Consider the following 21,919-nt stretch of genomic DNA (forward strand, 5'->3'; position numbering starts at 1 on the left):
TTGACTTATCGTAGGGCGGAGAGCGAAGGACACTAGCAGCTAGGGCGCTGGAGCTAGACATTAACCTAAGTTCAAAAAAAATACTTTCTAATCTCAAAAAATCCCTTGCATCATTTTACGATGCAAGGGATTTTTTGCTGATAACTCAGAAATAATAAGTCTTTGAAGGTAGAGAATATTAGCACCTCAGCGTTCTAATTTTTGCAAAATAAACGATAATAACTAATAATGTAAAAGGTAAAGGATGGTGTATTATATGGAAAATTTTACTTTTTATAATCCAACCCAATTAATTTTTGGAAAAGGGCAATTGGAACAATTAAAAACTTTAGTTCCCCGTTATGGAAAAAAGGTATTACTTGTATATGGCGGAGGTAGTATTAAACGAAATGGTTTGTATGAAAATGTAAAGAGCTTACTAGCTGAAATCGGTGCGGAGGTTTTCGAACTTGGAGGAGTAGAACCGAATCCGCGGATTTCAACCGCGCGAAAAGGGGTTGAAATTTGTAAACAGGAAGGAATTGAATTTTTGTTAGCTGTTGGCGGCGGCAGTGTCATTGATTGTACAAAGCTTATTGCTGCTGGTGCCAAATATGACGGCGATGCCTGGGACCTTGTTATTAAGAAGGCATTTGCCAAAGAGGCCCTTCCGTTTGGAACAGTGTTAACACTTGCGGCAACAGGCTCAGAAATGAATGCGGGTTCTGTGATTACGAATTGGGAAACCAATGAAAAGTATGGCTGGGGAAGTCCCGTTACGTTTCCTAAGTTCTCCATCTTAGATCCTGTTAACACCTTTACTGTACCAAGGAACCAAACCATTTATGGAATCGTTGATATGATGTCGCATACGTTGGAGCATTACTTTCACCTTGAAGAAGATACAGAATTTCAAGACCGCATGTGTGAATCACTTTTGACTACTGTAATGGAAACAGCACCGAAGCTACTTTCAGACCTAGAAAATTACCAGCATCGTGCAACGATACTCTACTGCGGCACAATGGCCCTCAATGGTATTTTAAATATGGGCTATCGCGGCGATTGGGCCACGCATAATCTTGAACATGCCGTATCAGCTGTTTATGATATCCCGCATGGAGGAGGCCTTGCTATCCTATTCCCGCATTGGATGCGCCATAATTTAGCAGTGAAGCCGGAACGCTTTAAAAAGCTTGCTGTTCGGGTGTTTGGTGTGAATGCTGACAGCAGGAGTGCAGAAGAAGTAGGACTCGAGGGTATTCAAAAGCTTCGTGAATTCTGGAATAGCATCGAAGCACCTTCTCGGTTAGCCGATTATAATATTGATGATTCGAAACTTGAGCTTATGGCTGACAGAGCAATGGAAAATGGAGAGTTTGGAAATTTTACCAAGTTAAATCGTGAAGATGTTTTAGCCATTTATCGAGCATCGCTCTAAAATGAAAGAAATTTGTCGAATATGGGTACGCTTTCACTAAGGGACCTTCCTTGATTATTGGTTCGACATTCGATAAAGTGGGTTATGAAAATAAAATTCTGGAGGATCATGCATGACACACGTTCGTTTTGATTACTCAAAGGCATTAAGCTTTTTCGGAGAACATGAACTTACATATCTACGTGATGCGGTAAAAGTGGCGCACCATTCACTTCATGAGCAAACAGGGGCAGGAAGTGACTTTTTAGGATGGATTGACCTTCCGACAAACTATGACAAAGAAGAGTTTTCACGGATTCAAAAATCTGCTGAAAAAATTAAAGCTGATTCAGATATCCTGCTTGTCATTGGAATCGGTGGTTCTTACCTTGGAGCAAGAGCAGCAATTGAAATGCTCCAGCATAGTTTTTATAACGCACTAGCTAAAGAAAAACGCAAAACACCTCAAATTATTTTTGTGGGAAATAATATCAGCTCTACTTATATGAGAGATTTAATCGATCTCCTTGACGGCAAGGACTTCTCTATTAACGTTATTTCGAAATCAGGAACGACAACCGAACCAGCGATTGCTTTCCGCATTTTCCGAAAGCTACTTGAAGAAAAATACGGTCAAGAAGAGGCACGCAAACGAATTTATGCAACAACAGACAAGGCACGAGGCGCCCTAAAGACCTTAGCTACAGAAGAGGGCTATGAAACATTCGTGATTGCTGATGATATTGGCGGACGTTATTCGGTTTTAACTGCCGTCGGATTGCTTCCAATCGCCGTGAGCGGGGCAAACATAGAGACAATCATGGAAGGTGCCCAACAGGCGCAAGCAGACTTTGGTCATTCCGAACTTGAAGAGAATGCTGCTTATCAATATGCGGTCGTTCGAAATGTGCTTTACAATAAAGGCAAAACAATTGAAATGCTGATTAATTATGAGCCAGGATTGCAATATTTTTCGGAGTGGTGGAAGCAGCTGTTTGGCGAAAGTGAAGGGAAAGATCAAAAAGGGATTTATCCTTCCTCAGCTAATTTCTCAACGGATCTCCACTCACTTGGACAATATGTTCAAGAGGGCCGCCGTGATTTGTTTGAAACCATCATAAAGGTAGAAAAGCCACGCCATGAGCTTAAAATTGAAGCCGAAGAGAATGATTTGGACGGTTTAAATTACCTAGCAGGTCAAACGGTTGATTTTGTTAATAACAAGGCATTTCAAGGGACAATGCTTGCCCACACAGATGGAGGGGTGCCGAACTTAATTGTCACGATTCCTGCGATGGATGAGTATACATTAGGATACCTTGTCTATTTCTTTGAAAAATCCTGTGCAATGAGCGGTTATTTACTTGGGGTGAATCCTTTCGATCAACCGGGTGTGGAAGCTTATAAAGTGAATATGTTTGCCCTATTAGGTAAACCAGGATACGAAGAGAAAAAAGCCGAATTAGAGAAACGTTTATAAATAACAAACAAGAGAGCAGGATGATTAAATTTCATCGGCTCTCTTTTTTTTATTGAAATGACTCGATTTGGAGAAGCTAATTGTATCCAAGTTTAGGGGGTTAATGAATATGATTGAGTTACCATCAAAGGTGGAAGGTAAGCAGTTTGATTTGTACAAGCTTGAGCAAAAATTAAAACCAATCGGCTATACAATTGGCGGGAATTGGGACTATGATCATGGTGCGTTTGACTATAAAATAAATGGCAGTGATAGTGAAGGCTATCAGTTTGTACGTTTGCCTTTTCAAGCGATCGATGGGCAATTAGATGCAAACAATTGTACAGTTAAGTTAGGCAGGCCGTTTCTATTATCACATGTATTTGAGGCAGAATTAGATGACGAAGCAAGTACAGGCACCTTTTCAGGAACCATAAATCAGTTTCAGGAGCCTGTCGATAAGGATGCAACTTTTCCTCAGCAATATGTTGATGATGGAAAAGCCTTAGTACAAGAATTAGAAATGCTTCTTCTCGCAGATTAACTATTTAACAACTAATAGTTGATCATTTTCTTTGATTTTCAAGGAGTGGGATGGATTCAGAAAAGTCTCATCCTCTCTTTGAATCCCAATCAAGAGGAAGCCTTTCTTTAATTGAAGATGGCAAACATCAACGAAGTGCTTTCCAATTTCCTGTTCCTCTGCGGTATATGATAGTACCCTGCTTTCCTGTAACTCATGGACAATGCTTGATAGAAGTCCATCCCCATTTGAGTGAAGGCTATTTACCATAAATACACTAGTTAATTTATTGGATTGAATCACTTCATCTGCACCGGCCCGATAGGCATTAATTACTTGCTCTGCAGTTAAAATTTCAACGATACATTTTACCTGCGCACATATCCCTTTAATAGTTAATAGGGTTAGAATACTATTCATATCGGCCTGAAGTTCATCATTTCCTCTATCAGCTGTAATAAGCACCTTTTCTGCTTGAGCGATATCACTTTTGAGAATGGTCTCATCGACATGTCCTTTTCCTTGAATAAAATGGACAAACCTTGATTTTACTGGATTTGCCTCGAGAGTCTCATCAATTAAAACAATCATTTGCGGGGATTTTGTATCAGTAAGTTTACCAATTAGTTCTTTCGATCGCTCATTCCAGCCGATAATGATGATATGCCCCTCACCTTTAAAAGCAATTCTACCTTCTGAAAATGCATCTTGTTTTGTTACAGCTGCCGCTGCCAAAGTACCAAAATACGAGGAAACAAAACCCACTCCTAATAGGATTAAGACGAGGGCAGTTATTCTGCCTAAGATGGAATGTGGGACATAGTCACCGTATCCTACCGTTGAAGCAGTTATAATCGCCCACCAGATACCATCAAAAATAGACGGGAATGTATCAGGTTCTAATAAATGAATAGAAATTCCAAATGAGAGAAATACAAGAATGGCAATTAATAATATTCGAACGAGGAGCGGCAGACGCAAAAAGCTTATATAGACTCTGTTTGGCATAATCGTCACCTCTTTTCTTTGGTTATTACTGAATTACAAAGAAACCCCTAAATAGATATTCCTATTATGGACGAAAAAGGATTGGTCTAATAAGGACTTATTAATTATTTGTATTATAGGTCGATGTTCACAAAGTTTACTAATATTTTTCTCGAATCTACTTGTTTTTAATGCCTAAAACTTATAAATTATGGTTAATAACATTAATACAGTTACTACCTAGAAAGAGGGTTGAGGATGGGGATAAATACGTTATTATTAACTATTGAAAAAACCAGATTAGAAATGGTCCAATTAGCTCATCTTTACGGTTACTCTAATCCGAATGTAGTAAAATGCAGCCAAAAGCTCGATTCTCTATTAAATGTCTATTATAATTCTGAAAAAAATTAATATAGACCCACAACATTAAAACCTTCCGATAATCCGGAAGGTTTATTTTTACATAGATTACAGTCTAGCTCCAGCGCCTAACGGCTAGTGAACTTATGTAAATACTGGAAAACATCTAATGTTGTCTTTTTATTTTTTAGTGGTACAAACCTATTTCTCTGAATAAAAATTATAGACAGGCTTCTATTCATTAATTAGGGAGAGATATGGATGAATGTATTTCTAAGTTATATTCTGTTAGGATTATCGCTTGCGGCACCAATTGGTCCGATTAATGCTGCCCAAATTGACAGGGGCATAAGAAACGGTTTTATGAATTCGTGGCTGATTGGGGTAGGGGCAGTCATTGCAGATGGCGTGTACATGCTAGTTGTTTACATAGGAGTTGTTCAGTTTCTTGAAACGGCCTTTATGCAGACTTTTCTTTGGTTTTTCGGCTGTTTTGTGCTGATGTATACAGGTATAGAAACCTTTATGAATGCGGGAAAGATAAATTTGGAGCATTCCAATGGGAAGGAATCACTGTTCAGATCATTCTTTTCAGGATTTCTTATGTCCATCTCTAATCCATTAACGATTTTATTCTGGTTGGGCATATACGGGTCTGTCCTTGCGAAAACAGCGGCAACCTATAATCCAGGTCAATTAGTACTATATAGCAGTGCGATTTTTATGGGTCTGTTGATTTGGGATATTGCAATGGCAAGTGTCTCAAGCAGTTTCCGTAAATTCTTAACCCCCCAATTACTTGTATCCATCTCTTGCCTGTCTGGACTCTCATTAATAGGCTTTGGAATTTATTTTGGAATGCAGGCTTTTCATGTGTTATTTGGGTAAAAAAACCAGCGAAAAAGTTTCGCTGGTTACTTTACGCTGTAGGCCATGGACTAAGCACTTTTTTCTTAGATTTCTTCCACTTCATTTGCATGATTAAGGTAATTACTCCAATAATCCCAAGGAAAGCTAAGCTAATGAAAAATCCAGGTCTGCTTGTTTCGTGAAATAGGGTACCACTTACAGCAACTAATATAAACAGGGCCCCGATTGAATACATAATCTTTTCCTTCACCTTTAACTCTAAAATTTTTCTAGAGGAAGCAAGGATAAAGAGCCAATTATAAAGTAGCATTAAAGCTGCACCAGTAGTCACCCACTCGTAAATTTTATTTGGGAGTACCAAAGCCGATACAACTGAAGCTGTAATTCCCAAAACCGTAATCATCAGTGCGGCAAGGGGAACTTTTAGTTTTCCTTTTTTAGAAAAACTGGCAGGAGCATCTCCTTCTTCTCCGAGTGTAACAAGGACGCTGGTCACCCCATAAAGCGAGGCGGTCATTGTTGAAAATCCCGCAATAATTAGTGTTGCATTAAAAAAATGAGGAACAAACGTAAGCTGATAAGCATTTAAGGCGACAACAAAAGTACTTTCCTTTGTGTTAAAGTGATTCCATGACACAATGATGACAGCAAGGCCAATTGATACAACGTATATTACCATCAAGGTAAACAGCATTACTTTTCCGGCTTTGGGCGCTTCCTTTGGATCTTTTAATTTGGTCGCCATTAATCCTAAGATCTCAATGCCCCCAAAGGCATAAAATGCAAAGATAACCGCTGACCACAAACCTTTAAAGCCATGGGGAAGAATCTCTTTTTTAGTATTCGGGTAGTCAATGGCACGATCACCATCGATGACTCCGAAAATGGCCAGTAAAGCAATGACGATAAACATTAATATGGCTGAAATTTTTAATATCGCAAGAATATTTTCTAGCTTGTTAAGTACCTTAACACCGATTAAAATCACCACTAATCCCAGAACCGCATAAATAGTGGCAAATATCCATAATGGAATTTTAGGCAGCCAGAACTGGGAAAAAATCGACAGCGCCGTCATTTGGCTGCCCATAATTAGGACTTCGGATGACCAGTACACCCACCCGCTGCTAAACCCTGCCCACCTCCCATAGGCTTTCTTCGCATACGATCTAAACCCGCCCTGTAACGGTTCTTGAGAGGTCATTTTTGAAAGGGCATCATAGACAAAATAGGTACCAAGTGCCGCAATCATAAACGCAACTAAAATAGAAGGACCAGTCATCTTAATCGCTAAACCTGAGCCAAGGAAAAAACCTGTCCCTATTGTACAGCCCACTCCAAATAAAGAGAGCTGCCACCATTTCATGTCGTTTTTCTCGCCCCCGCTGGTTTTCGATTTACTCATAATAACTCTCCTTTAATCTAAAGATCACGTCCAGTTGCACCTGGCGATTTGTCTGTATTATCCTGATTATTGTATTCCGCATCATTGAGTCCGGGCTTTTGCTTTCTGTTCCCGCCTAAATATTCGGAACGATGTTCTTTTTGCTCTTGTCTGAATTTGTCAAAATTTTCATTAACCACAGTATCTCCTCTTTTCTCTTAGGTTTGATATTCCTTAAGATACTCGCCCGTTCAATTCTTATACAGTTAATCATTTATACCCAAGTTGGTTTTTTGATGGAATTAAATTTTCAGTACATAATCAACCATGAAAAAATTGAAAATAGAAAGGAAACTATAAATACAAATAACTTAATGTGAAATAAATCAAGAATGAGCTTTTCAAGGAAAGGGGTTTAGCACCATGTTATCGACACAGCAGCTATCCGAGTTAAGGTTACAATTATTGCAGGAAAGAAGTGATGTAGAGGAACGTTTAGACCAGAATGATCATTTCGGTTTTGAACGGGGTCACTATCACGAATCAATGGGGGAGTTATCCAGTTATGATAACCATCCGGCTGATGAAGGAACAGACTTGTATGAACGTGAGAAAGACAACGCTTTATTAGAGCATTATAAATTACAATTATCAAATATTAATCGTGCGTTAGAAGCAATGGAAAATGGTTCGTATGGTAAGTGTGAAATATGTGGGAAGGAAATCCCCATCGAGCGTCTCCAAGCACTCCCGAATACCACTTACTGCATTGAGCACAGTCCAGATCAGGTGACATCACACGATCGGCCTATTGAAGAAGGAGTGTTGATGCCGCCATTTGGCAAATTCGATATGGATGAAAAAAATGAGAACGTAGCTTTTGATGCGGAGGACTCTTGGCAGACTGTTGCGGCATGGGGCACATCCGATACCCCATCGGATTTAGCCTTTCCTCAAGATGATTATAATGATATTTACACGGAAGCCGATGAAAATATAGGGTATGTAGAGGATTATGAAAATTTTGTCGGTAATGACATGTATGGAAATAATATCAAGGTTTATCCCAATCCGCAGCATGAGCATTATGAAGATGCACTTGATGAAGAGGGAATCATGACCAGCTTTGGTGACTTACCAGCCTTTGAACATGACCCTTACGTGGACAATGATGATAAATAATAGTACCAAAAAAAAGAAAACAGCTTTCGAGTGAGAGCTGTTTTCTCTAATTTGATTGTCTAGCTCCAGGGCGATTGCGCTTTTCTTTATTTGTCGTAGCCTTTTTGAGGAATGGGGATATCTTCACCATTTACATCATCAATAACGGCGCCAATTTCACCTTCAGTATACGCATCACTTGCTTGCTCATGTGCCATCGCTATTCCTGCAGACAAGTCATCCGTTTCTTGATAATAACTCGGATGATAGAAACTGCCAGCTAATTCTTTCTTTGGATTTGCTTTTTGATTTTTATTGTCCATCCAGTATTCCTCCCTTTTATTGGTTGATACAAAGGTATTTTTTTCTATTTTCATGAGGATTACTCCTACAAAAAAATAAATATCAGGAAGGAGGTAAACCTATGAACAAAAAAAATGAGTTTCCAACTCGAGAAGAACTAGATGAGGCGTTTCATTTTCTCCATGACCAAATTAATAAAATATCCGTGGTCGAAGAGGTTGAAATGGTTAAAGAGGAAATCGAAGGTCATGAGGGATAGGTTTTTACATATTTGCATGACTCCAACAAAGCTTGAAGTGGGGAAGATTTTTTCTCTAGACCTATTCTTGTTCTGTTTGCTATGATTTCTAGAGGTATTTTTTAAAGGTGGTTTACTTATGGAAATGAGAGAAACTTTGGCTAAGAAAGTGGCCTGGATTAGTGTAATCAGTAACATTATTCTTACATTAGGGAAAATAATCATTGGCTGGGTTGGAAATAGTGATGCCGTCTTCGCAGATGGAATCCATTCTGCTGCAGATGTCTTTGCATCAGTAATTGTCCTATTGGTGATAAAAATTGCTAATAAGCCTGCTGATAAAGAACACCCTTATGGACATGGCAAAGCTGAAGTGATTGTTTCTGGGATTATTGGGATTTTACTTTTTCTTGTCGCCATTTATGTCGTTTACGAAGGGATTAGTGGTTTCTTCCATGAAGTGGAATCACCAAGTTTACTGGCTGTTTGGGTCGCCTTATTTTCATATGTAACCAAGGTTATTTTGTATCGAAGTTCATTAAAGGTTGCCAAACAAAATAAGAGTAAGGCCGTTGAAGCCATTGCATTCGACCATAAAGCAGATATCGTTGCATCAATCGCAGCTGCCATTGGGGTGTTGCTTTCTATTGCCGGCAGCCGCTTTGATATTCATTTTTTACTATATGGCGATAAAGCAGCCAGTATTTTTGTTGCTTATTTAATTTTTAAAATCGCTAAGGAAATGTTAACAGAGGCATTTGATATCCTATTGGAGCGTAACATTAATACCGAGACCCTTCAGGAGTACATCGCAATTGTCAATGAATTCAGTGAGGTGAAACGAATTGATCGGATTAGAGCAAGAGAGCTTGGTCATTATGTTTTAGTGGATCTAAGGATATCAATCGAACACTCTAAGACAATTAAGCAGGGGCATGATCTCGCCAAATCAATTAAACAAAAACTAATGGAAAAAAATGATAATATTCAAGAGGTTTTAATTCATTTAAATCCATATTTTACAGAAGATGAATAAATTCATAAAAAAACCCCTTTGTACTTTAGGGGTTTTGGGTTTATGATAGGATAGGTAATATAAAAAGTTGATGGGAGTTGATATTTTTGAGTTATTCCGTAGACCCAGACCCAAGTAGTAGGCGAGGGGAAGTCAATGTGATCTTTGAATGGATTGAACCCGATATCAAGAATATCAACTCTAGAAAAGGTTGTTGGCTTCCTCGAACAAAGTAGTGAGGAGGTTATGTTATGTTGGAAATTTTTAAAAGTACGGAAACAAAAGTTTTAGAAAAGGTAGATATCATTTCGAAAGGGTGCTGGGTCAATATGTACTCCCCCACCCAAGAAGAAATTAATAAGGTATCTCAAGATGCGCAAATTGATGTGGATATTATTAGAGACGCGCTTGATGATGAGGAGCGTCCGAGGATTGAACGAGACGATGGCCGAGTCTATATTATTGTCGACTTTCCCTATATCGTTCAAGATGAAAATGGTTTTGCAGGATATGAAACCATTCCAATTGGTATTATTTTAACAGATGATTGTATCATTACTGTTTCTTTGAAAGATACACCGATTTTAGAAGAATTTCGGAAAAACAGAGTCAAAGAGTTTTTTACGTTTAAAAAGACTCGTTTTGCCCTGCAAATTTTATTCGTCATTTCTTCATATTACCTTCGTTATTTAAAACAAATTAACAAAAAGACCAATGAAATTGAACATGTCGTTCATCAGTCATTGAAAAATAAAGAGTTGTTTGCCTTTTTAGCGTTAGAGAAAAGTTTGGTTTATTTTACAACTTCCTTAAAGTCAAATAAGGTTGTCCTTGATAAAATTTTGCGATTTAATTATTTAAAAATGTATGAAGAAGACAAGGATTTATTAGAAGACGTTATTATTGAAAAAACACAGGCGATTGAAATGGCTGAAACCTATCGGTCCATTTTAACAGGAATGATGAATGCCTTCGCTTCAATTATTTCAAATAACCTAAATATCGTCATGAAGTTCTTAACTTCAATTACCATTATCTTGTCCTTCCCAACGATGGTGGCCAGCTTTTACGGGATGAATGTGGATATCCCTTTCCAGCATGCTACCCATTCGTATGCCATACCACTAGTAATCTCAGCTTTTTTAACGAGTTTAACAGCTTTTATTTTTTGGAAAAAGAAATATTTCTAGAAACCAGTCCTCTTATCGGACTGGTTTTTTTTATTTAATTTTACATTTATAAAAATTTTCCCAACAATAGTCAACCTATAATTGAAATTAAATCTTGATTTTTAAAATAGGATTAAATATCAGCGCATGGGCTGTATTAATTGTTGAGGGGAGTTTCTTGATGAAAAAAAGAAGAGTTATTGGATCGGCACTTCTAAGCTTTGTAATGGGTATTTCTATGTTTGCAACGGCAGCATTCGGGCAGCAAACGAGCAATCAGGAAACTTATCGGGTGTTAATTCATGGCCCAACCTCCGAAAAGGCTAAAGCAAAAGCGAGCTTTGGGGTCCGCTGGGATTTTGACAGCAAAGGATTTACAACCACGGTTAATGCCCAACAATATCAAGCGCTATTAAACAACAAGAACTTAACGGTCGAAAGATTACCAGAATTGCAGTTTATCACTACCGCCAATCTAGCTGCCAAACCTGGCGGAACAACCAGTTCAGGACCAAGTGACCAAACACCATGGGGCATTCAGGCAATCTATAACGATTCAACGATTGCAAGCACATCAGGTGGAAGCGGGATTAAGGTTGCAGTCCTTGATACGGGTGTCAATGCTAATCATCCTGATTTAACAAGCAATGTGGAGCAATGTAAGGATTTTTCCCAAACTAAGGTCTCTTTGGTTGAAGGTAGCTGCTCTGATGGCAATGGCCATGGAACACATGTATCTGGAACGGTCCTTGCTAACGGTGGAATAAGCGGCAAGGGAATATACGGGGTTGCACCACAAGCAAAACTTTGGTCTTATAAAGTGTTAAATAACCGGGGAAGCGGTTATTCTGATGATATTGCCGCCGCCATTCGGAGGGTAGCCGACGAAGCAACTAGTACTGGAGCACACGTGATTATTTCGATGTCGCTTGGATCAAGCACAAAGGATTCGCTCATTTCAAGTGCAGTTGATTATGCGTATGGCAAGGGTGTTTTAATTATCGCTGCAGCAGGAAATGATGGTCCTGGTACCAACACGATTGGCTATCCCGGGGCATTGGTGAATGCGGTAGCCGTTGCAGCATTAGAGAATGTTCAGGAAAATGGCAGCTATCGTGTAGCTGATTTTTCTTCTCGAGGGAATCCAAGTACAGCTGGCGACTATATAATTCAAGAGCGTGATGTAGAGGTTTCTGCACCTGGCAGGGCCATTGAGTCGACGTGGAATGACGGTGGATACAACACCATTAGTGGAACGTCGATGGCGACACCACATGTGTCAGGGCTTGCAGCAAAAATTTGGGCAGCAAATACATCCTTATCAAATGTCCAGCTTCGAACAGAACTTCAAAATCGTGCCAAGAGTAATGACATATTGGGCGGGACTGGTTCAGCGGCAGGTGATGATTACGCATCAGGCTTTGGTTTTCCAAGGGTTAAGTAATTCTTTTGAGGTCATCAGGTTTTGTGCCTGATGACTTCTTTAGAAGTCTAAATTCTCATAATAGTCGGAAAAGTGCTGTTAGTAAAATGCCATTTGAGGTAAAATAGGTAAAAAAGAAAGGTTAGTCTGGTGGTAATATGGAATTTGGAGCCCTAATTAAATTCTACCGAACGCAAAGAGGGATTACGCAAGCCGAGCTTTCGAAGGGAATTTGCTCTGTTCCTCATTTGAGTAAAATTGAGAACAACTCCAAGGAAGCAAATGAAGCGACCCTCTCTCTTTTACTGAAGCGTTTAAATATCGACCTTGGTGAGATGGAGGAGCAAGAAGAGGAAATTAAAAGCTTACTAAAAAATCTAGACCATACGATTAATTTTTTTCTTAGAAATGAAATAGAAGAAAATTATCAAAAACTCGTGGAAATTGAACAACTGATTCCATTCTCAAAATATATTTATATCTACGAGCTATACAAGTTTCGTTACTTAATTTTTAAGGGACAAGTTGATGAAGCAGATAGTCAAAGAGCACTTTTATATAAGCAAAAGAAAAATTTTTCCCAACATGAGGACTATTTATTTCGTTATTATAATGCGATATTCTTAATGTGGAAGGGTCAATTTCAAACTGCAGATGAGATTCTCGATACCTTACATACAGAAAATAATAAAGAAACCACCAGTGGGGAATTTCTTTACCATCGATCACTTGTAAAAAGTTCTCTAGAGCATTCAGGACATGCCATTCATTTTGGAAAGATGGCTCTGCAATTATTTATGAACCAGCACAACTTCATTAGAATTCTTCACACCCTTATGCTGCTGGGAATTAATTATACCCATTCCAATATTTATGAAGAGGCACAGGAGTGTTTTCAACATTTAATCCGCAATGCTGAATTATTAAGAAAAGAAAAACTACTGCCCCAAATTTATCATAATATGGGCCATTTGCAATTTAAAATGAAGAATGCAAAAGAAGCACTTTACTATTATGAAAAGAGTTTAGCCCTGCAGCCAAACAAAAACCAGCACTACCTTGTTACTTTGTATGCAATTGGGGAGCTTCATCATTCTCTTAAATCATTTGAGAAGGCAAAACTATGTTTCCAAGAAGTTAACCTACTGTCTAAAGAGTTATCTGTTAAAAAATATCGACTCTTGGCAGACTTTTATCTTTTCCTCCTAGCATCTCCTGTTAAAGCATTTAAATATCTGGAGGCGAAGGTGATTCCCTACTTTGAAGAAGAAAATGAACATAGTGAAGACTTAACCCATTTTTATAAAATGCTTGCAGACTATTACAATCAAAAGGGTATGGTCAATGATGCTGTAAAATACTTAAATAAATTAATCTAATTTTAAGGAGGCTTCTTATGAAAAAGTTTGTTATCCTATTGTTTTCAATCTCACTGATTGTACCTTGCACCACAACAAAGGATGTAAAAGTGTCAACGTCAATGACTGTAGCAGCAAGTTCAACTGACGATATAACAAACCATCCGATTCAACCCCCAATAGGCTGATGTGTAAATCCCTGAAACTATCAGGGATTTTTTTGTCGTTTGGAATGTTATCTGAAAAAAGGCAGACAATAGGGGAAATGACTTTGAAAATGAGGTGCTTAAAATGAAAGAAACAGAAATTTGGGAGAAAACCCTGAGCGGGAAAGATAAAAATAAATCCATCCAGGATCTTTATGGACTCGAGCCAGAAATAAGTTTACAGTCCGTTAACTTCGCTCCAAGTGAAAATTCCTACCTAAATGAATATGTCCAGGGCGAAGATAAGCACTGTGATTAATTGTGTTTTTTTGAGAATAGAAGGAATGAAACCTGCTGAAAGTAGGGCATGCTAAAAGTATGTGTTTTTTACAAGGTATAGTTTGAAGGAGGATATTATGAAATCATTTATTGTTGGATTCCATCAGGAAGATAATGTAGATAGCATGCAAGTTCAAAAGCTAAGCCAGGAAGATTTTACGAAGGCAACTGAAGGAGGGACAAGGCACTTATTTGAGCTCGACACCAACATCGGCCTTTTTGTGTTTTTCGATGCAGAAGATGTGGACGGAGACCTCTCCTACATGGTATTGCAATATGAGGAGGACAATGAAGATCCGGTCGGCTGTTATTCTTTCCAATTGAAGGATTTTTACGAATTTATGGCCTTGTTCTTAAATGACATGGAATTCAATGAAGAACCGGACGATGAGGACCAAGAAGAATATGGTCCAATTCACCATCTAGCACATCTCTTATTCCATGTCGTAGAGGCAGGTAAGGATCTAGAAGTTTAAAATTTGATATTACGTCTATTTCTGTAAAAGTTATCGTTGGGGACACCTAAATTAGGTGTCCTTTATTGTTTTGGATGGGAATTTGTACATAATGTGGGGATTTTGAGGTGCAATTTGTTGCTTATGAGCGAATTTCAACGTTCAATGGGCGAATTTCCACGTCCAATGGGCGAATCACACCACTCAATGGGCGAATCCTATTTTTAGACTAAAAATTCGCCAAGACAAACGCAACAATATTGCAGAATAAAACAAAACAAAGCACTTGAGAGCCCCCAAGTGCTTAGTTTTTAGCTTTTAGCCGGTTTCTTTCGTACCTCTACACGAGCATTGCCCATGAAAAAGATTGTGATCGCCGCAATCGCGATCGGTATCATTGTTAACAAAAAGGTATGTGTAATCGATTCGGACATGGCATGCACAATTTTATTTAAAATAAAATCTGGAATTTTGGAGCGTTCACTTGCTTGGAAAATCTGGCGCGGATCGCCCATTTTAAAATTTCCTGCTCCCTGCATGCCTTTGAACGCTTCTTTCAGTTTATCCGTAAACAGGTTGTTTTGAAGCGAGCCATAAATTGTTACCCCAAGTGTCATGCCAAAAGAACGTAAAAAAGAGTTCGTAGAGTTGGCTGTCCCACGGTATTGCGGTTCCAAATTGTGCATGGAGGCAGTTGGTAGTAACGAAAATGAAAATCCGACCCCGAAGCCAACCAATATCATATAAATTGTCAGCAGCCAACGCGCTGTATCGACGGTTAAGGTACCGAGGAAGTACATGCCTAGTACATATGAAATGATCGAAACAATCATCAAATTACGATACGAAGTTTTTGTTAAGAAAATCCCCCCAACAGAACTCCCCGCAACAGAACCGAGCATCATTGGCGTCAAAATCAATCCAGCATTCTTAGCCGAACCACCGTAAACCGCCTGTACAAAGATAGGGATAAAAACGGTTAAGATAATAAACGTTCCGCCATATAAAAACGACAAGATTTGTGAGGTGGCAAATAAGCGCCTTTTGAATAGCCAAAGCGGTAAAATTGGTTCTGCCGCCTTTATTTCAGCAATGAAAAAGGCGACAAAAAAGACAACGAAACTTGCGAATAAACTGATGATTGGAGTTGAATCCCAATCGTATTCCTTCCCGCCAAGCTCAAGGGCAAACATGAGGCTAACTACAGAAATAACCAAGGTAATCGCACCAAGCCAATCAACCTTTTGCTTGGAATGCTGTAATGATTCATGGTAATAACGAACAATTAAAAAAATCGATACAATTCCAATCGGAACATTCACATAAAACACCCAATGCCAACTTATATAATCGGTAATATATGCACCTAATAATGGTCCTAATACACTGGATGCGCCAAAAACGGCACCAAGCAACCCTGTCATTTTTCCACGGTTTTCTGGCGGAAATATATCAAAAACGATGGTAAAGGCAATTGGCATTAGAGCCCCACCACCAATTCCTTGTATGGCACGGTAAATACTAAGCTGAATGATATCCTGGGCAACACCACATAACGCAGAGCCAATTAGGAAAACGACCAGTCCAAAGATAAAAAAGCGCTTCCGTCCGTACATATCAGAAAGTTTACCGAAGATTGGCATTCCAGCCATTACCGCGACCATATATGCGGAGGTAACCCAAATAAATTTATCAAACCCACCAAGGTCCGATACAATCGTGGCCATCGCCGTGGCGACAATGGTATTGTCCATGGCAGCCATCAAAATCCCCAACAGCAAACCAGCGACGACGGGTTTAATATTTGTATCCTGTTTAATCATAAAATTGCCCCTTACTCTAGTATTATGATAAGTATTGTAAACGCTCCTTCTATGTATTTAAAATATTTAGTACACCAATTTTAAAAGGAAGGATGTAGACTGTCAATTATTATGTAAAGGGCATAAGGAAAGGGACTCAGCGTTCCCAAGTCCCTTTTCACAACTATATCTATCTTTTGAAAAACTCAACCTTCTCACCATCAGGGCCTTGCACAAAGAAATTACGATAACCGTTGGGAAGGGTGACAACCTCGTCACTAATAAAAACGATGTTTAAGCCCTTTAAACGCTTAAATTCCTCTTCAATATCATCAACTAAGAAAGCAATGTGATTAACTTTTCCCTCTGCTGGAAGGTCTCCATTGCCACCAAATACTAATTCTAATTCTGTTTCATCGGAACCGTTGAATCCAAGGAAGGCTAACGTTCTGGTACCATTTGCTATCGTAAATTGGTCTTTTAACTCCATCCCAACCACTTCTTGATAAAAACGTAGTGAGGCATCGAGGTCATTTACCATGACCCCGACATGGTCCATTTTTTTAACTGCCATTTGTGATCCCCCTTTATGTACCTTATTATGCTTTTAACACATCATGGTCAACATAGCGTTCACCGTTGATTTCACTGATCACATTGATGGCCACTTTAGCACCGTCGCCTGCAGTAATGATGGTGTGCATACTCACTCCGGCAACAGTTCCTGCCGCCCAGATACCGTCAATATTGGTTTTCCCTGAAGCATTGACGTCTAGTACTGTTTTGATTCTTGGTTCTGTTCCGGGCTTCGTGGTTAATCCAACGGTTTCAGCAAGATCCACTGACAAGCCTGTTGCCAAGATGACGTGTTTTGCTTCATATTCCCCTTGGTCGGACTCTACTTTAAAACCAGTCTCCGTTTTACTGATATTAGAAACAGTAGCTTGGACAATTTCTGCACCAAACTTGCTTGCTTGTTTTTTTCCAATTTCAACAAGATCAGGTCCAGTAATTTCTGCAACCCCATAATGGTTCTCAATCCATGCACGTTTGGTTACACTTTTATCGTTATCAATTACCAAAGTCTTTTTCCCGGCTTTGGCAGTAAAAAGAGCTGCACTTGCGCCAGTAGGACCAGCGCCAACAATTAAAATATCATACATATTAATTACCTCCAAAATACTAAAAATTTGATTTCAAAATAAGATTAGCGCAATTTGAATGATAAGTAAAATCAACTGCCCATAATTTGTAATAAAAATTTGAATTTTTTTAATAAACAAATTACGCTTAAATAAGCAGAAAAAAGAGGTGATCGATAGGAATGGATATTCAGCCATTAGGAGATGCAGCGATTCTGATATCTTTTGGTGAAGGAATCAATAAAACGATTTATCAGCGAGTTCAACATTTTACTTCAATGCTTCAGCTTGCGCATATCCCTGGAATCATAGAATGGGTGCCTGCCTATCATTCGGTCGCCATTTATTACAGGCCAGAAATCATCAGCTATAAAAAGCTAGTGGAAACAGTGGAACGGATGGATTACGATTCACAATCGGTTGAATCATTCCAACCAATTGTATATGAGATTCCAGTATATTATGGTGGCGAATCAGGTCAGGATCTTCCATATATAGCACAGTATCACAAAATAAGTGAGGAGAAGGTTATTTCTCTTCATTCAGATAAGGAGTACTTAATTTATATGGTAGGCTTTGTACCGGGATTTCCCTATCTTGGGGGACTTGCCCCACAGTTGGCGATACCAAGGCTCGAGCATCCACGTCCAAGGGTGCCGGCGGGCTCGGTCGGTATCGGAGGAGACCAAACAGGTATTTACCCGTCAGAGGTTCCGTCAGGATGGCGAATCATTGGCAGAACTCCTATTAAGCTATTTGAGGTTGATAATCCGAGTCCTTTTTTATTTTCGGCAGGAAACTATATTAAATTTTTCCCAATCGATTGGCATGAGTATTTACGAATCAAGAATTTAGTAGACGAAAAGGAATACAGCATAACAAAATATGTGAAAGAGGAGGAATGAACAATGGATATCGTTGATTTAAATAGTGATCTTGGTGAGAGTTATGGAGCGTTCACCATCGGAAATGATCAAGAGATATTAAAATACATTTCTTCTGCTAATATTGCTTGTGGTTATCATGCAGGTGACCATAATGTCATGTTTGAAACGGTACAGCTTGCGAAAAGGTTTGGTGTGAACATTGGCGCACATCCTGGGCTTCCAGACATAGCTGGTTTTGGAAGAAGAGAAATGAAGCTCTCATCCCGCGAGATTTACAATCTTATTATTTATCAAATCGGCTCGTTAGCTGCAGTCTGTAAGGTAAACGGAATCACTCTATCACATGTCAAACCACACGGTGCCTTATATAATATGGCTGCTAAGAATCGAGAGATGGCAAAAGCCATTGCAGCTGCAATGGCAGATTTCGATCCTCGTCTAGTGTTGTTTGGCCTCGCAGGGAGTGAATTGGTGAAGGCCGGAGAGGCGAAGGGGTTGATTGTTGCCCAGGAGGTATTTGCTGACCGTACCTATCAGGCTGATGCGACCCTGACATCACGGATGAATGAGAATGCATTGATTCATGACACTCAAGTTGCAGTTAACAGGGTAATCCGGATGATTAAGGAAGGAAGAGTAGCCACCGTTGATGGAGCGGATTTGGTCATTAAGGCAGATACGATTTGTGTTCACGGAGACGGTCCAAAGGCATTGGAGTTTGTAACTGAATTAAAGCAAGCACTCATTGCAGCCGATATTTCATTAAGAAAAAGTTGGAGTAAATCATGAATAGTCCAATTTTTAGGGTCATCAAACCTGGATTACAAACAACCGTTCAGGACTTTGGAAGATTCGGATATCAGCAATTTGGCGTTAGTCCTGCAGGTGCCATGGACTCTTACTCCATGCAAATAGCCAATATATTAGTTGGGAATGTTCGAGAGGAAGCCGTACTGGAGGTTTCGTTTACCGGACCATCTTTAGAGGCATTAAGTGATATGGTGGTCTCGATTTGCGGCGGTGATTTTTCACCAACAGTGGATGGACAGCCAGTTCAGACATGGAGAAGCTTCCTTTTAAAAAAGGGACAGGTAGTCTCGGTAGGTCAATGCAAACAGGGCGCTCGGACCTATCTTGCAATTGCTGGAGGAATTGATGTCCCAACCGTTTTAGGTAGTAAATCAACCTTTTTGAATGGATGCATGGGAGGACATGAAGGCCGAGCCTTAAAAAAGAACGATACATTATTCGGTTTTCCTGAAATCCGCAAGCCTTATAAATCAGTAGGGTCTGATTTGATCCCGGAGCACTATAAACAGCTTGAAGTCCGAGTAATCCTTGGACCGCATCACCAACTGTTTACTGCACAGAGTTTGAGGCAATTTTTATCAGAGGAATATCGCATCTCTCCTCAATCAAATCGAATGGGCTATCAACTGAATGGAACAAGGCTTGAACATACCAATGGACCTGATATCATTTCCGACCCCATTCCTCTAGGAGGCATCCAGGTACCAGCGAGCGGACAGCCAATCATTTTAATGGCAGATCATCAAACCACCGGCGGTTATACAAGAATTGCTACCGTTATATCGGTCGATATCTCAAAAGTAGCACGAGCGGTACCTGGCACCGTGATCAAGTTTTCACAAGTATCTCTTGAGGAATCACAGAGGTTATATGTAGAGCGACAGTCCTTATTAAAACGATTGGCACTGGCAGCAAAATAAAAGAACCATCATTTCCGGTTTTGGAGTGATGGTTCTTTGTTTAAGGTTTTCTTATGAGTTAACGTTTTTTAACTCTGTTTGATTCTGTTCTTTAAACGATGCTTGCTTACGAGTATGAAGGAAATAATAAAGTACAGCTCCAAAGAGCACATAAAAGGATGATAAAAAGTAAAGTGAGCTATAGTTCATTTTTGCAGCTGCTAAGCCCACCACAAAAGAGCCTAGTGCTATCCCAATATCATAGATTGATAGGAAGGTAGCGGTAGCTAAACCTCTTTTTCGTGGGGCAGCGTCTTGAATGGCGATGGTTTGGAAGGTTGGGAAAAGTGTTCCCCATCCTAAACCAATCATACCCGCTGAAAGAAGAAAGCTGACTACGCCGCTACTTTGACTTAATGTAAACATACCAATTGCAAACAAGACAATTGACGGAAAAACGATGACATTGGATCCGTACAGGTCGAGCCATTTTCCAGTAAAAGGTCTAGAAATCAATAAGACTATTGCATAAACCACAAAGAAAAGACTAGAAACCTCCGAAACATGTATTTCTGTCGCAAACACCGAAACGAAAGAAAGGAGGGCAGAATAAACAATCGCAAGAAAGCAGCCGACGATTGCAATAGGGACCGCTGAAGGCTCAATTAAGTTTCTAAATGAAAAAGCAGAATGTACAATCGGATGGACAATTGGCTCTGTCTCTTTCACTTTCACACTTAAGCCAGTGATTAAGGCCCCGACGGCAACTATGACACTAATGATAAACAGGGTTTTCGGGCCCCATTGTTGAATGGCGGTTAAACCGATAAAGGGTCCGAGCACCATCGCCATGTTTGTTGACATAATAAAATAGCCCATTCCTTCACCACGGCGCGAAATTGGGATAAGATCTGCAACGATTGCCCCAACGGCGGTAGTCGCCATCCCAAAGCCAACACCATGTAATAAACGAATCACCAAGAAACCAAGGATTGATTTTGGAAAAAAGTAAAATAAAGAGGCACCTGAGAAAACAAGCAGGGCAACAAGCAGGACCTTTTTATGACCCGCTTTTTCCAGCCATTGACCAGCAAGCGGACGGGAGAGAATCGCTGAAAATAAAAAGACAGTTGTCATTAAGCCAGCCTCAGATGCATTACTGTGGAACTCCTGAATAGCATAGATAGGCAGGGTGACGAGTAACACATAAAAGGTTAAAAACAGAAAGAAGTTACTTAGAGATATACTTATGAAGCTTTTTGTCCACAATTTAGGTTTATTCATGTAATCGCTCCTTTTTATAAAAGCTGTTGTAACCAGCTCTTTTGCAAATGAAAAAGCTCTTCCTGTGAGGTTTCGGGAAGATGCTTCAATAATGTCTGATTGGTTTCAAAGACGGTTTTTTCCCACTCAGGATACAACTGTAATGCCAAATCTGTTAATTGAATAAGTTTTTCCCGTTTGTCTTTGCCTTGAACCTGGCGTACGTAGCCTTGTTTAACCAGCCTTTGTATCGTTCGTGTCATGGGTGGTGCTTCAACAAATAAGTAATCACAAAGTTCTTTTTGTGTTAAAGAGCCTTTTGTTTGTAAAACAAAAATGACGGACCATTGGGATCCGTACAGTCCTAGAGGTTTCAATGCCTCATTAAGTGAATTGGTTAACTGGCGTGAGAGTTGATGAAGCGTATGGAATAATTCGTGGCTATTCATATATGTAGCACACCTCAATATAAAATAGTTACCTAGGTAACTATAGTGGATTTATTTAAAATTGTCAAGGAATGT

General features: G+C 39.4%; 26 protein-coding genes. 17 read left to right on the forward strand and 9 right to left on the reverse strand.

All coding sequences use genetic code 11. The annotated features are described in order from the left end of the window. The first annotated feature begins 256 nt into the window (after positions 1 to 256). The 3 genes from V7121_RS10325 (at position 257) to V7121_RS10335 (ending at position 3,402) form a co-directional block, all read left to right on the forward strand. A complete protein-coding gene (locus V7121_RS10325) occupies positions 257 to 1,420 on the forward strand; it encodes an iron-containing alcohol dehydrogenase (protein WP_335502137.1) in 1,164 nt (387 codons plus the stop codon). Between the two features lie 112 nt (positions 1,421 to 1,532). Continuing rightward, positions 1,533 to 2,879: a glucose-6-phosphate isomerase gene (locus tag V7121_RS10330; protein WP_335502139.1), complete on the forward strand. Its 1,347-nt coding sequence runs from the start codon at positions 1,533 to 1,535 to the stop codon at positions 2,877 to 2,879. A 109-nt stretch (positions 2,880 to 2,988) separates the two neighbouring features. Then, a complete protein-coding gene (locus V7121_RS10335; protein ID WP_335502141.1) occupies positions 2,989 to 3,402 on the forward strand; it encodes a YugN-like family protein in 414 nt (137 codons plus the stop codon). On the opposite strand, the gene V7121_RS10340 is transcribed toward V7121_RS10335, so the two are convergent. Next, complete coding sequence (locus V7121_RS10340) at positions 3,403 to 4,389, reverse strand: potassium channel family protein (protein WP_335502143.1); 987 nt, start codon at positions 4,387 to 4,389, stop codon at positions 3,403 to 3,405. 237 nt (positions 4,390 to 4,626) lie between these two features. Here V7121_RS10340 and V7121_RS10345 point away from each other — a divergent pair, with 237 nt between their 5' ends. Both V7121_RS10345 and V7121_RS10350 read left to right on the forward strand, forming a co-directional pair. Next, the gene (locus tag V7121_RS10345; RefSeq protein ID WP_335502145.1) at positions 4,627 to 4,782 is read left to right on the forward strand and encodes an aspartyl-phosphate phosphatase Spo0E family protein; all 156 of its coding nucleotides are present in this window, start codon (positions 4,627 to 4,629) and stop codon (positions 4,780 to 4,782) included. Positions 4,783 to 4,992: 210 nt separating this feature from the next. Further along, on the forward strand, positions 4,993 to 5,619 hold the full coding sequence (locus V7121_RS10350) for a LysE family transporter (protein ID WP_335502146.1): 627 nt from the start codon (positions 4,993 to 4,995) through the stop codon (positions 5,617 to 5,619). 31 nt (positions 5,620 to 5,650) lie between these two features. Here the strand turns inward: V7121_RS10350 and V7121_RS10355 are convergent, their stop codons facing one another. Both V7121_RS10355 and V7121_RS10360 read right to left on the reverse strand, forming a co-directional pair. Further along, complete coding sequence (locus V7121_RS10355) at positions 5,651 to 7,006, reverse strand: amino acid permease (RefSeq protein ID WP_335502148.1); 1,356 nt, start codon at positions 7,004 to 7,006, stop codon at positions 5,651 to 5,653. Between the two features lie 17 nt (positions 7,007 to 7,023). Further along, positions 7,024 to 7,185 (reverse strand): hypothetical protein, encoded by a 162-nt coding sequence (locus tag V7121_RS10360; protein WP_335502150.1) that lies wholly within the window; start codon positions 7,183 to 7,185, stop codon positions 7,024 to 7,026. Between the two features lie 223 nt (positions 7,186 to 7,408). Between V7121_RS10360 and V7121_RS10365 the strand changes: the two genes are divergently transcribed. After that, a complete protein-coding gene (locus tag V7121_RS10365) occupies positions 7,409 to 8,167 on the forward strand; it encodes a TraR/DksA C4-type zinc finger protein (RefSeq protein WP_335502152.1) in 759 nt (252 codons plus the stop codon). A gap of 86 nt (positions 8,168 to 8,253) precedes the next feature. On the opposite strand, the gene V7121_RS10370 is transcribed toward V7121_RS10365, so the two are convergent. Beyond that, the gene (locus V7121_RS10370) at positions 8,254 to 8,523 is read right to left on the reverse strand and encodes a YozQ family protein (RefSeq protein WP_335502153.1); all 270 of its coding nucleotides are present in this window, start codon (positions 8,521 to 8,523) and stop codon (positions 8,254 to 8,256) included. 47 nt (positions 8,524 to 8,570) lie between these two features. Here V7121_RS10370 and V7121_RS10375 point away from each other — a divergent pair, with 47 nt between their 5' ends. The 8 genes from V7121_RS10375 (at position 8,571) to V7121_RS10410 (ending at position 14,613) form a co-directional block, all read left to right on the forward strand. After that, the gene (locus V7121_RS10375; protein WP_335502155.1) at positions 8,571 to 8,708 is read left to right on the forward strand and encodes a hypothetical protein; all 138 of its coding nucleotides are present in this window, start codon (positions 8,571 to 8,573) and stop codon (positions 8,706 to 8,708) included. 118 nt (positions 8,709 to 8,826) lie between these two features. After that, positions 8,827 to 9,723, forward strand: a complete 897-nt coding sequence (locus V7121_RS10380; RefSeq protein WP_335502157.1) for a cation diffusion facilitator family transporter — start codon at positions 8,827 to 8,829, stop codon at positions 9,721 to 9,723. A 230-nt stretch (positions 9,724 to 9,953) separates the two neighbouring features. Next, positions 9,954 to 10,892, forward strand: coding sequence for a magnesium transporter CorA family protein (locus tag V7121_RS10385; RefSeq protein WP_335502160.1), 939 nt, complete (start codon positions 9,954 to 9,956; stop codon positions 10,890 to 10,892). Between the two features lie 160 nt (positions 10,893 to 11,052). Then, the gene (locus V7121_RS10390) at positions 11,053 to 12,315 is read left to right on the forward strand and encodes a S8 family peptidase (protein ID WP_335546504.1); all 1,263 of its coding nucleotides are present in this window, start codon (positions 11,053 to 11,055) and stop codon (positions 12,313 to 12,315) included. 137 nt (positions 12,316 to 12,452) lie between these two features. Further along, entirely contained in the window at positions 12,453 to 13,673 is a 1,221-nt protein-coding gene (locus tag V7121_RS10395; protein ID WP_335546505.1) for a tetratricopeptide repeat protein, read from the forward strand. A 17-nt stretch (positions 13,674 to 13,690) separates the two neighbouring features. After that, a complete protein-coding gene (locus tag V7121_RS10400; protein WP_335546507.1) occupies positions 13,691 to 13,840 on the forward strand; it encodes a hypothetical protein in 150 nt (49 codons plus the stop codon). 103 nt (positions 13,841 to 13,943) lie between these two features. After that, positions 13,944 to 14,117: a hypothetical protein gene (locus V7121_RS10405; RefSeq protein ID WP_335546510.1), complete on the forward strand. Its 174-nt coding sequence runs from the start codon at positions 13,944 to 13,946 to the stop codon at positions 14,115 to 14,117. A gap of 97 nt (positions 14,118 to 14,214) precedes the next feature. Then, positions 14,215 to 14,613, forward strand: a complete 399-nt coding sequence (locus V7121_RS10410; RefSeq protein ID WP_335502171.1) for a cytosolic protein — start codon at positions 14,215 to 14,217, stop codon at positions 14,611 to 14,613. Between the two features lie 290 nt (positions 14,614 to 14,903). On the opposite strand, the gene V7121_RS10415 is transcribed toward V7121_RS10410, so the two are convergent. The 3 genes from V7121_RS10415 to V7121_RS10425 form a co-directional block, all read right to left on the reverse strand. Further along, positions 14,904 to 16,415, reverse strand: a complete 1,512-nt coding sequence (locus V7121_RS10415) for an MDR family MFS transporter (RefSeq protein WP_335546512.1) — start codon at positions 16,413 to 16,415, stop codon at positions 14,904 to 14,906. 169 nt (positions 16,416 to 16,584) lie between these two features. Next, positions 16,585 to 16,968 carry a VOC family protein gene (locus V7121_RS10420; protein ID WP_335502176.1) on the reverse strand — a complete coding sequence of 128 codons (384 nt, stop codon included), beginning with the start codon at positions 16,966 to 16,968 and terminating at the stop codon, positions 16,585 to 16,587. 25 nt (positions 16,969 to 16,993) lie between these two features. Beyond that, positions 16,994 to 17,557 carry an NAD(P)/FAD-dependent oxidoreductase gene (locus V7121_RS10425; RefSeq protein ID WP_335546514.1) on the reverse strand — a complete coding sequence of 188 codons (564 nt, stop codon included), beginning with the start codon at positions 17,555 to 17,557 and terminating at the stop codon, positions 16,994 to 16,996. Between the two features lie 161 nt (positions 17,558 to 17,718). Between V7121_RS10425 and pxpB the strand changes: the two genes are divergently transcribed. Genes pxpB through V7121_RS10440 form a run of 3 tightly spaced genes read left to right on the forward strand, consistent with a single transcriptional unit; the run spans position 17,719 to position 20,153 of the window. Further along, on the forward strand, positions 17,719 to 18,441 hold the full coding sequence (gene pxpB / locus V7121_RS10430; protein ID WP_335546516.1) for a 5-oxoprolinase subunit PxpB: 723 nt from the start codon (positions 17,719 to 17,721) through the stop codon (positions 18,439 to 18,441). Between the two features lie 3 nt (positions 18,442 to 18,444). Further along, a complete protein-coding gene (locus tag V7121_RS10435) occupies positions 18,445 to 19,212 on the forward strand; it encodes a LamB/YcsF family protein (RefSeq protein ID WP_335546517.1) in 768 nt (255 codons plus the stop codon). Beyond that, the gene (locus V7121_RS10440; RefSeq protein ID WP_335502184.1) at positions 19,209 to 20,153 is read left to right on the forward strand and encodes a biotin-dependent carboxyltransferase family protein; all 945 of its coding nucleotides are present in this window, start codon (positions 19,209 to 19,211) and stop codon (positions 20,151 to 20,153) included. The genes V7121_RS10435 and V7121_RS10440 overlap by 4 nt, the downstream gene beginning before the upstream one ends. A gap of 51 nt (positions 20,154 to 20,204) precedes the next feature. Here the strand turns inward: V7121_RS10440 and V7121_RS10445 are convergent, their stop codons facing one another. Both V7121_RS10445 and V7121_RS10450 read right to left on the reverse strand, forming a co-directional pair. Then, positions 20,205 to 21,416, reverse strand: a complete 1,212-nt coding sequence (locus tag V7121_RS10445) for an MFS transporter (RefSeq protein WP_335502186.1) — start codon at positions 21,414 to 21,416, stop codon at positions 20,205 to 20,207. Positions 21,417 to 21,430: 14 nt separating this feature from the next. Next, on the reverse strand, positions 21,431 to 21,844 hold the full coding sequence (locus V7121_RS10450; protein WP_335502188.1) for a MarR family winged helix-turn-helix transcriptional regulator: 414 nt from the start codon (positions 21,842 to 21,844) through the stop codon (positions 21,431 to 21,433). Positions 21,845 to 21,919 lie beyond the last annotated feature (75 nt).

Origin of the sequence: Neobacillus drentensis (assembly GCF_036962125.1) — a bacterium.
In the GTDB taxonomy this organism is placed as follows: Bacteria; Bacillota; Bacilli; order Bacillales; family Cytobacillaceae; genus Neobacillus; species Neobacillus drentensis_B.

What these genes read in the sequence shown, in the direction of transcription:
- V7121_RS10325 (WP_335502137.1), top strand. Translation starts at nt 257, where the DNA reads ATGGAAAATTTTACTTTTTATAATCCAACCCAATTAATTTTTGGAAAA.
- V7121_RS10330 (WP_335502139.1), top strand. Translation starts at nt 1,533, where the DNA reads ATGACACACGTTCGTTTTGATTACTCAAAGGCATTAAGCTTTTTCGGA.
- V7121_RS10335 (WP_335502141.1), top strand. Translation starts at nt 2,989, where the DNA reads ATGATTGAGTTACCATCAAAGGTGGAAGGTAAGCAGTTTGATTTGTAC.
- V7121_RS10340 (WP_335502143.1), bottom strand. Translation starts at nt 4,389, where the DNA reads ATGCCAAACAGAGTCTATATAAGCTTTTTGCGTCTGCCGCTCCTCGTT.
- V7121_RS10345 (WP_335502145.1), top strand. Translation starts at nt 4,627, where the DNA reads ATGGGGATAAATACGTTATTATTAACTATTGAAAAAACCAGATTAGAA.
- V7121_RS10350 (WP_335502146.1), top strand. Translation starts at nt 4,993, where the DNA reads ATGAATGTATTTCTAAGTTATATTCTGTTAGGATTATCGCTTGCGGCA.
- V7121_RS10355 (WP_335502148.1), bottom strand. Translation starts at nt 7,006, where the DNA reads ATGAGTAAATCGAAAACCAGCGGGGGCGAGAAAAACGACATGAAATGG.
- V7121_RS10365 (WP_335502152.1), top strand. Translation starts at nt 7,409, where the DNA reads ATGTTATCGACACAGCAGCTATCCGAGTTAAGGTTACAATTATTGCAG.
- V7121_RS10370 (WP_335502153.1), bottom strand. Translation starts at nt 8,523, where the DNA reads ATGAAAATAGAAAAAAATACCTTTGTATCAACCAATAAAAGGGAGGAA.
- V7121_RS10375 (WP_335502155.1), top strand. Translation starts at nt 8,571, where the DNA reads ATGAACAAAAAAAATGAGTTTCCAACTCGAGAAGAACTAGATGAGGCG.
- V7121_RS10380 (WP_335502157.1), top strand. Translation starts at nt 8,827, where the DNA reads ATGGAAATGAGAGAAACTTTGGCTAAGAAAGTGGCCTGGATTAGTGTA.
- V7121_RS10385 (WP_335502160.1), top strand. Translation starts at nt 9,954, where the DNA reads ATGTTGGAAATTTTTAAAAGTACGGAAACAAAAGTTTTAGAAAAGGTA.
- V7121_RS10390 (WP_335546504.1), top strand. Translation starts at nt 11,053, where the DNA reads ATGAAAAAAAGAAGAGTTATTGGATCGGCACTTCTAAGCTTTGTAATG.
- V7121_RS10395 (WP_335546505.1), top strand. Translation starts at nt 12,453, where the DNA reads ATGGAATTTGGAGCCCTAATTAAATTCTACCGAACGCAAAGAGGGATT.
- V7121_RS10400 (WP_335546507.1), top strand. Translation starts at nt 13,691, where the DNA reads ATGAAAAAGTTTGTTATCCTATTGTTTTCAATCTCACTGATTGTACCT.
- V7121_RS10405 (WP_335546510.1), top strand. Translation starts at nt 13,944, where the DNA reads ATGAAAGAAACAGAAATTTGGGAGAAAACCCTGAGCGGGAAAGATAAA.
- V7121_RS10410 (WP_335502171.1), top strand. Translation starts at nt 14,215, where the DNA reads ATGAAATCATTTATTGTTGGATTCCATCAGGAAGATAATGTAGATAGC.
- V7121_RS10415 (WP_335546512.1), bottom strand. Translation starts at nt 16,415, where the DNA reads ATGATTAAACAGGATACAAATATTAAACCCGTCGTCGCTGGTTTGCTG.
- V7121_RS10420 (WP_335502176.1), bottom strand. Translation starts at nt 16,968, where the DNA reads ATGGCAGTTAAAAAAATGGACCATGTCGGGGTCATGGTAAATGACCTC.
- V7121_RS10425 (WP_335546514.1), bottom strand. Translation starts at nt 17,557, where the DNA reads ATGTATGATATTTTAATTGTTGGCGCTGGTCCTACTGGCGCAAGTGCA.
- pxpB (WP_335546516.1), top strand. Translation starts at nt 17,719, where the DNA reads ATGGATATTCAGCCATTAGGAGATGCAGCGATTCTGATATCTTTTGGT.
- V7121_RS10435 (WP_335546517.1), top strand. Translation starts at nt 18,445, where the DNA reads ATGGATATCGTTGATTTAAATAGTGATCTTGGTGAGAGTTATGGAGCG.
- V7121_RS10440 (WP_335502184.1), top strand. Translation starts at nt 19,209, where the DNA reads ATGAATAGTCCAATTTTTAGGGTCATCAAACCTGGATTACAAACAACC.
- V7121_RS10445 (WP_335502186.1), bottom strand. Translation starts at nt 21,416, where the DNA reads ATGAATAAACCTAAATTGTGGACAAAAAGCTTCATAAGTATATCTCTA.
- V7121_RS10450 (WP_335502188.1), bottom strand. Translation starts at nt 21,844, where the DNA reads ATGAATAGCCACGAATTATTCCATACGCTTCATCAACTCTCACGCCAG.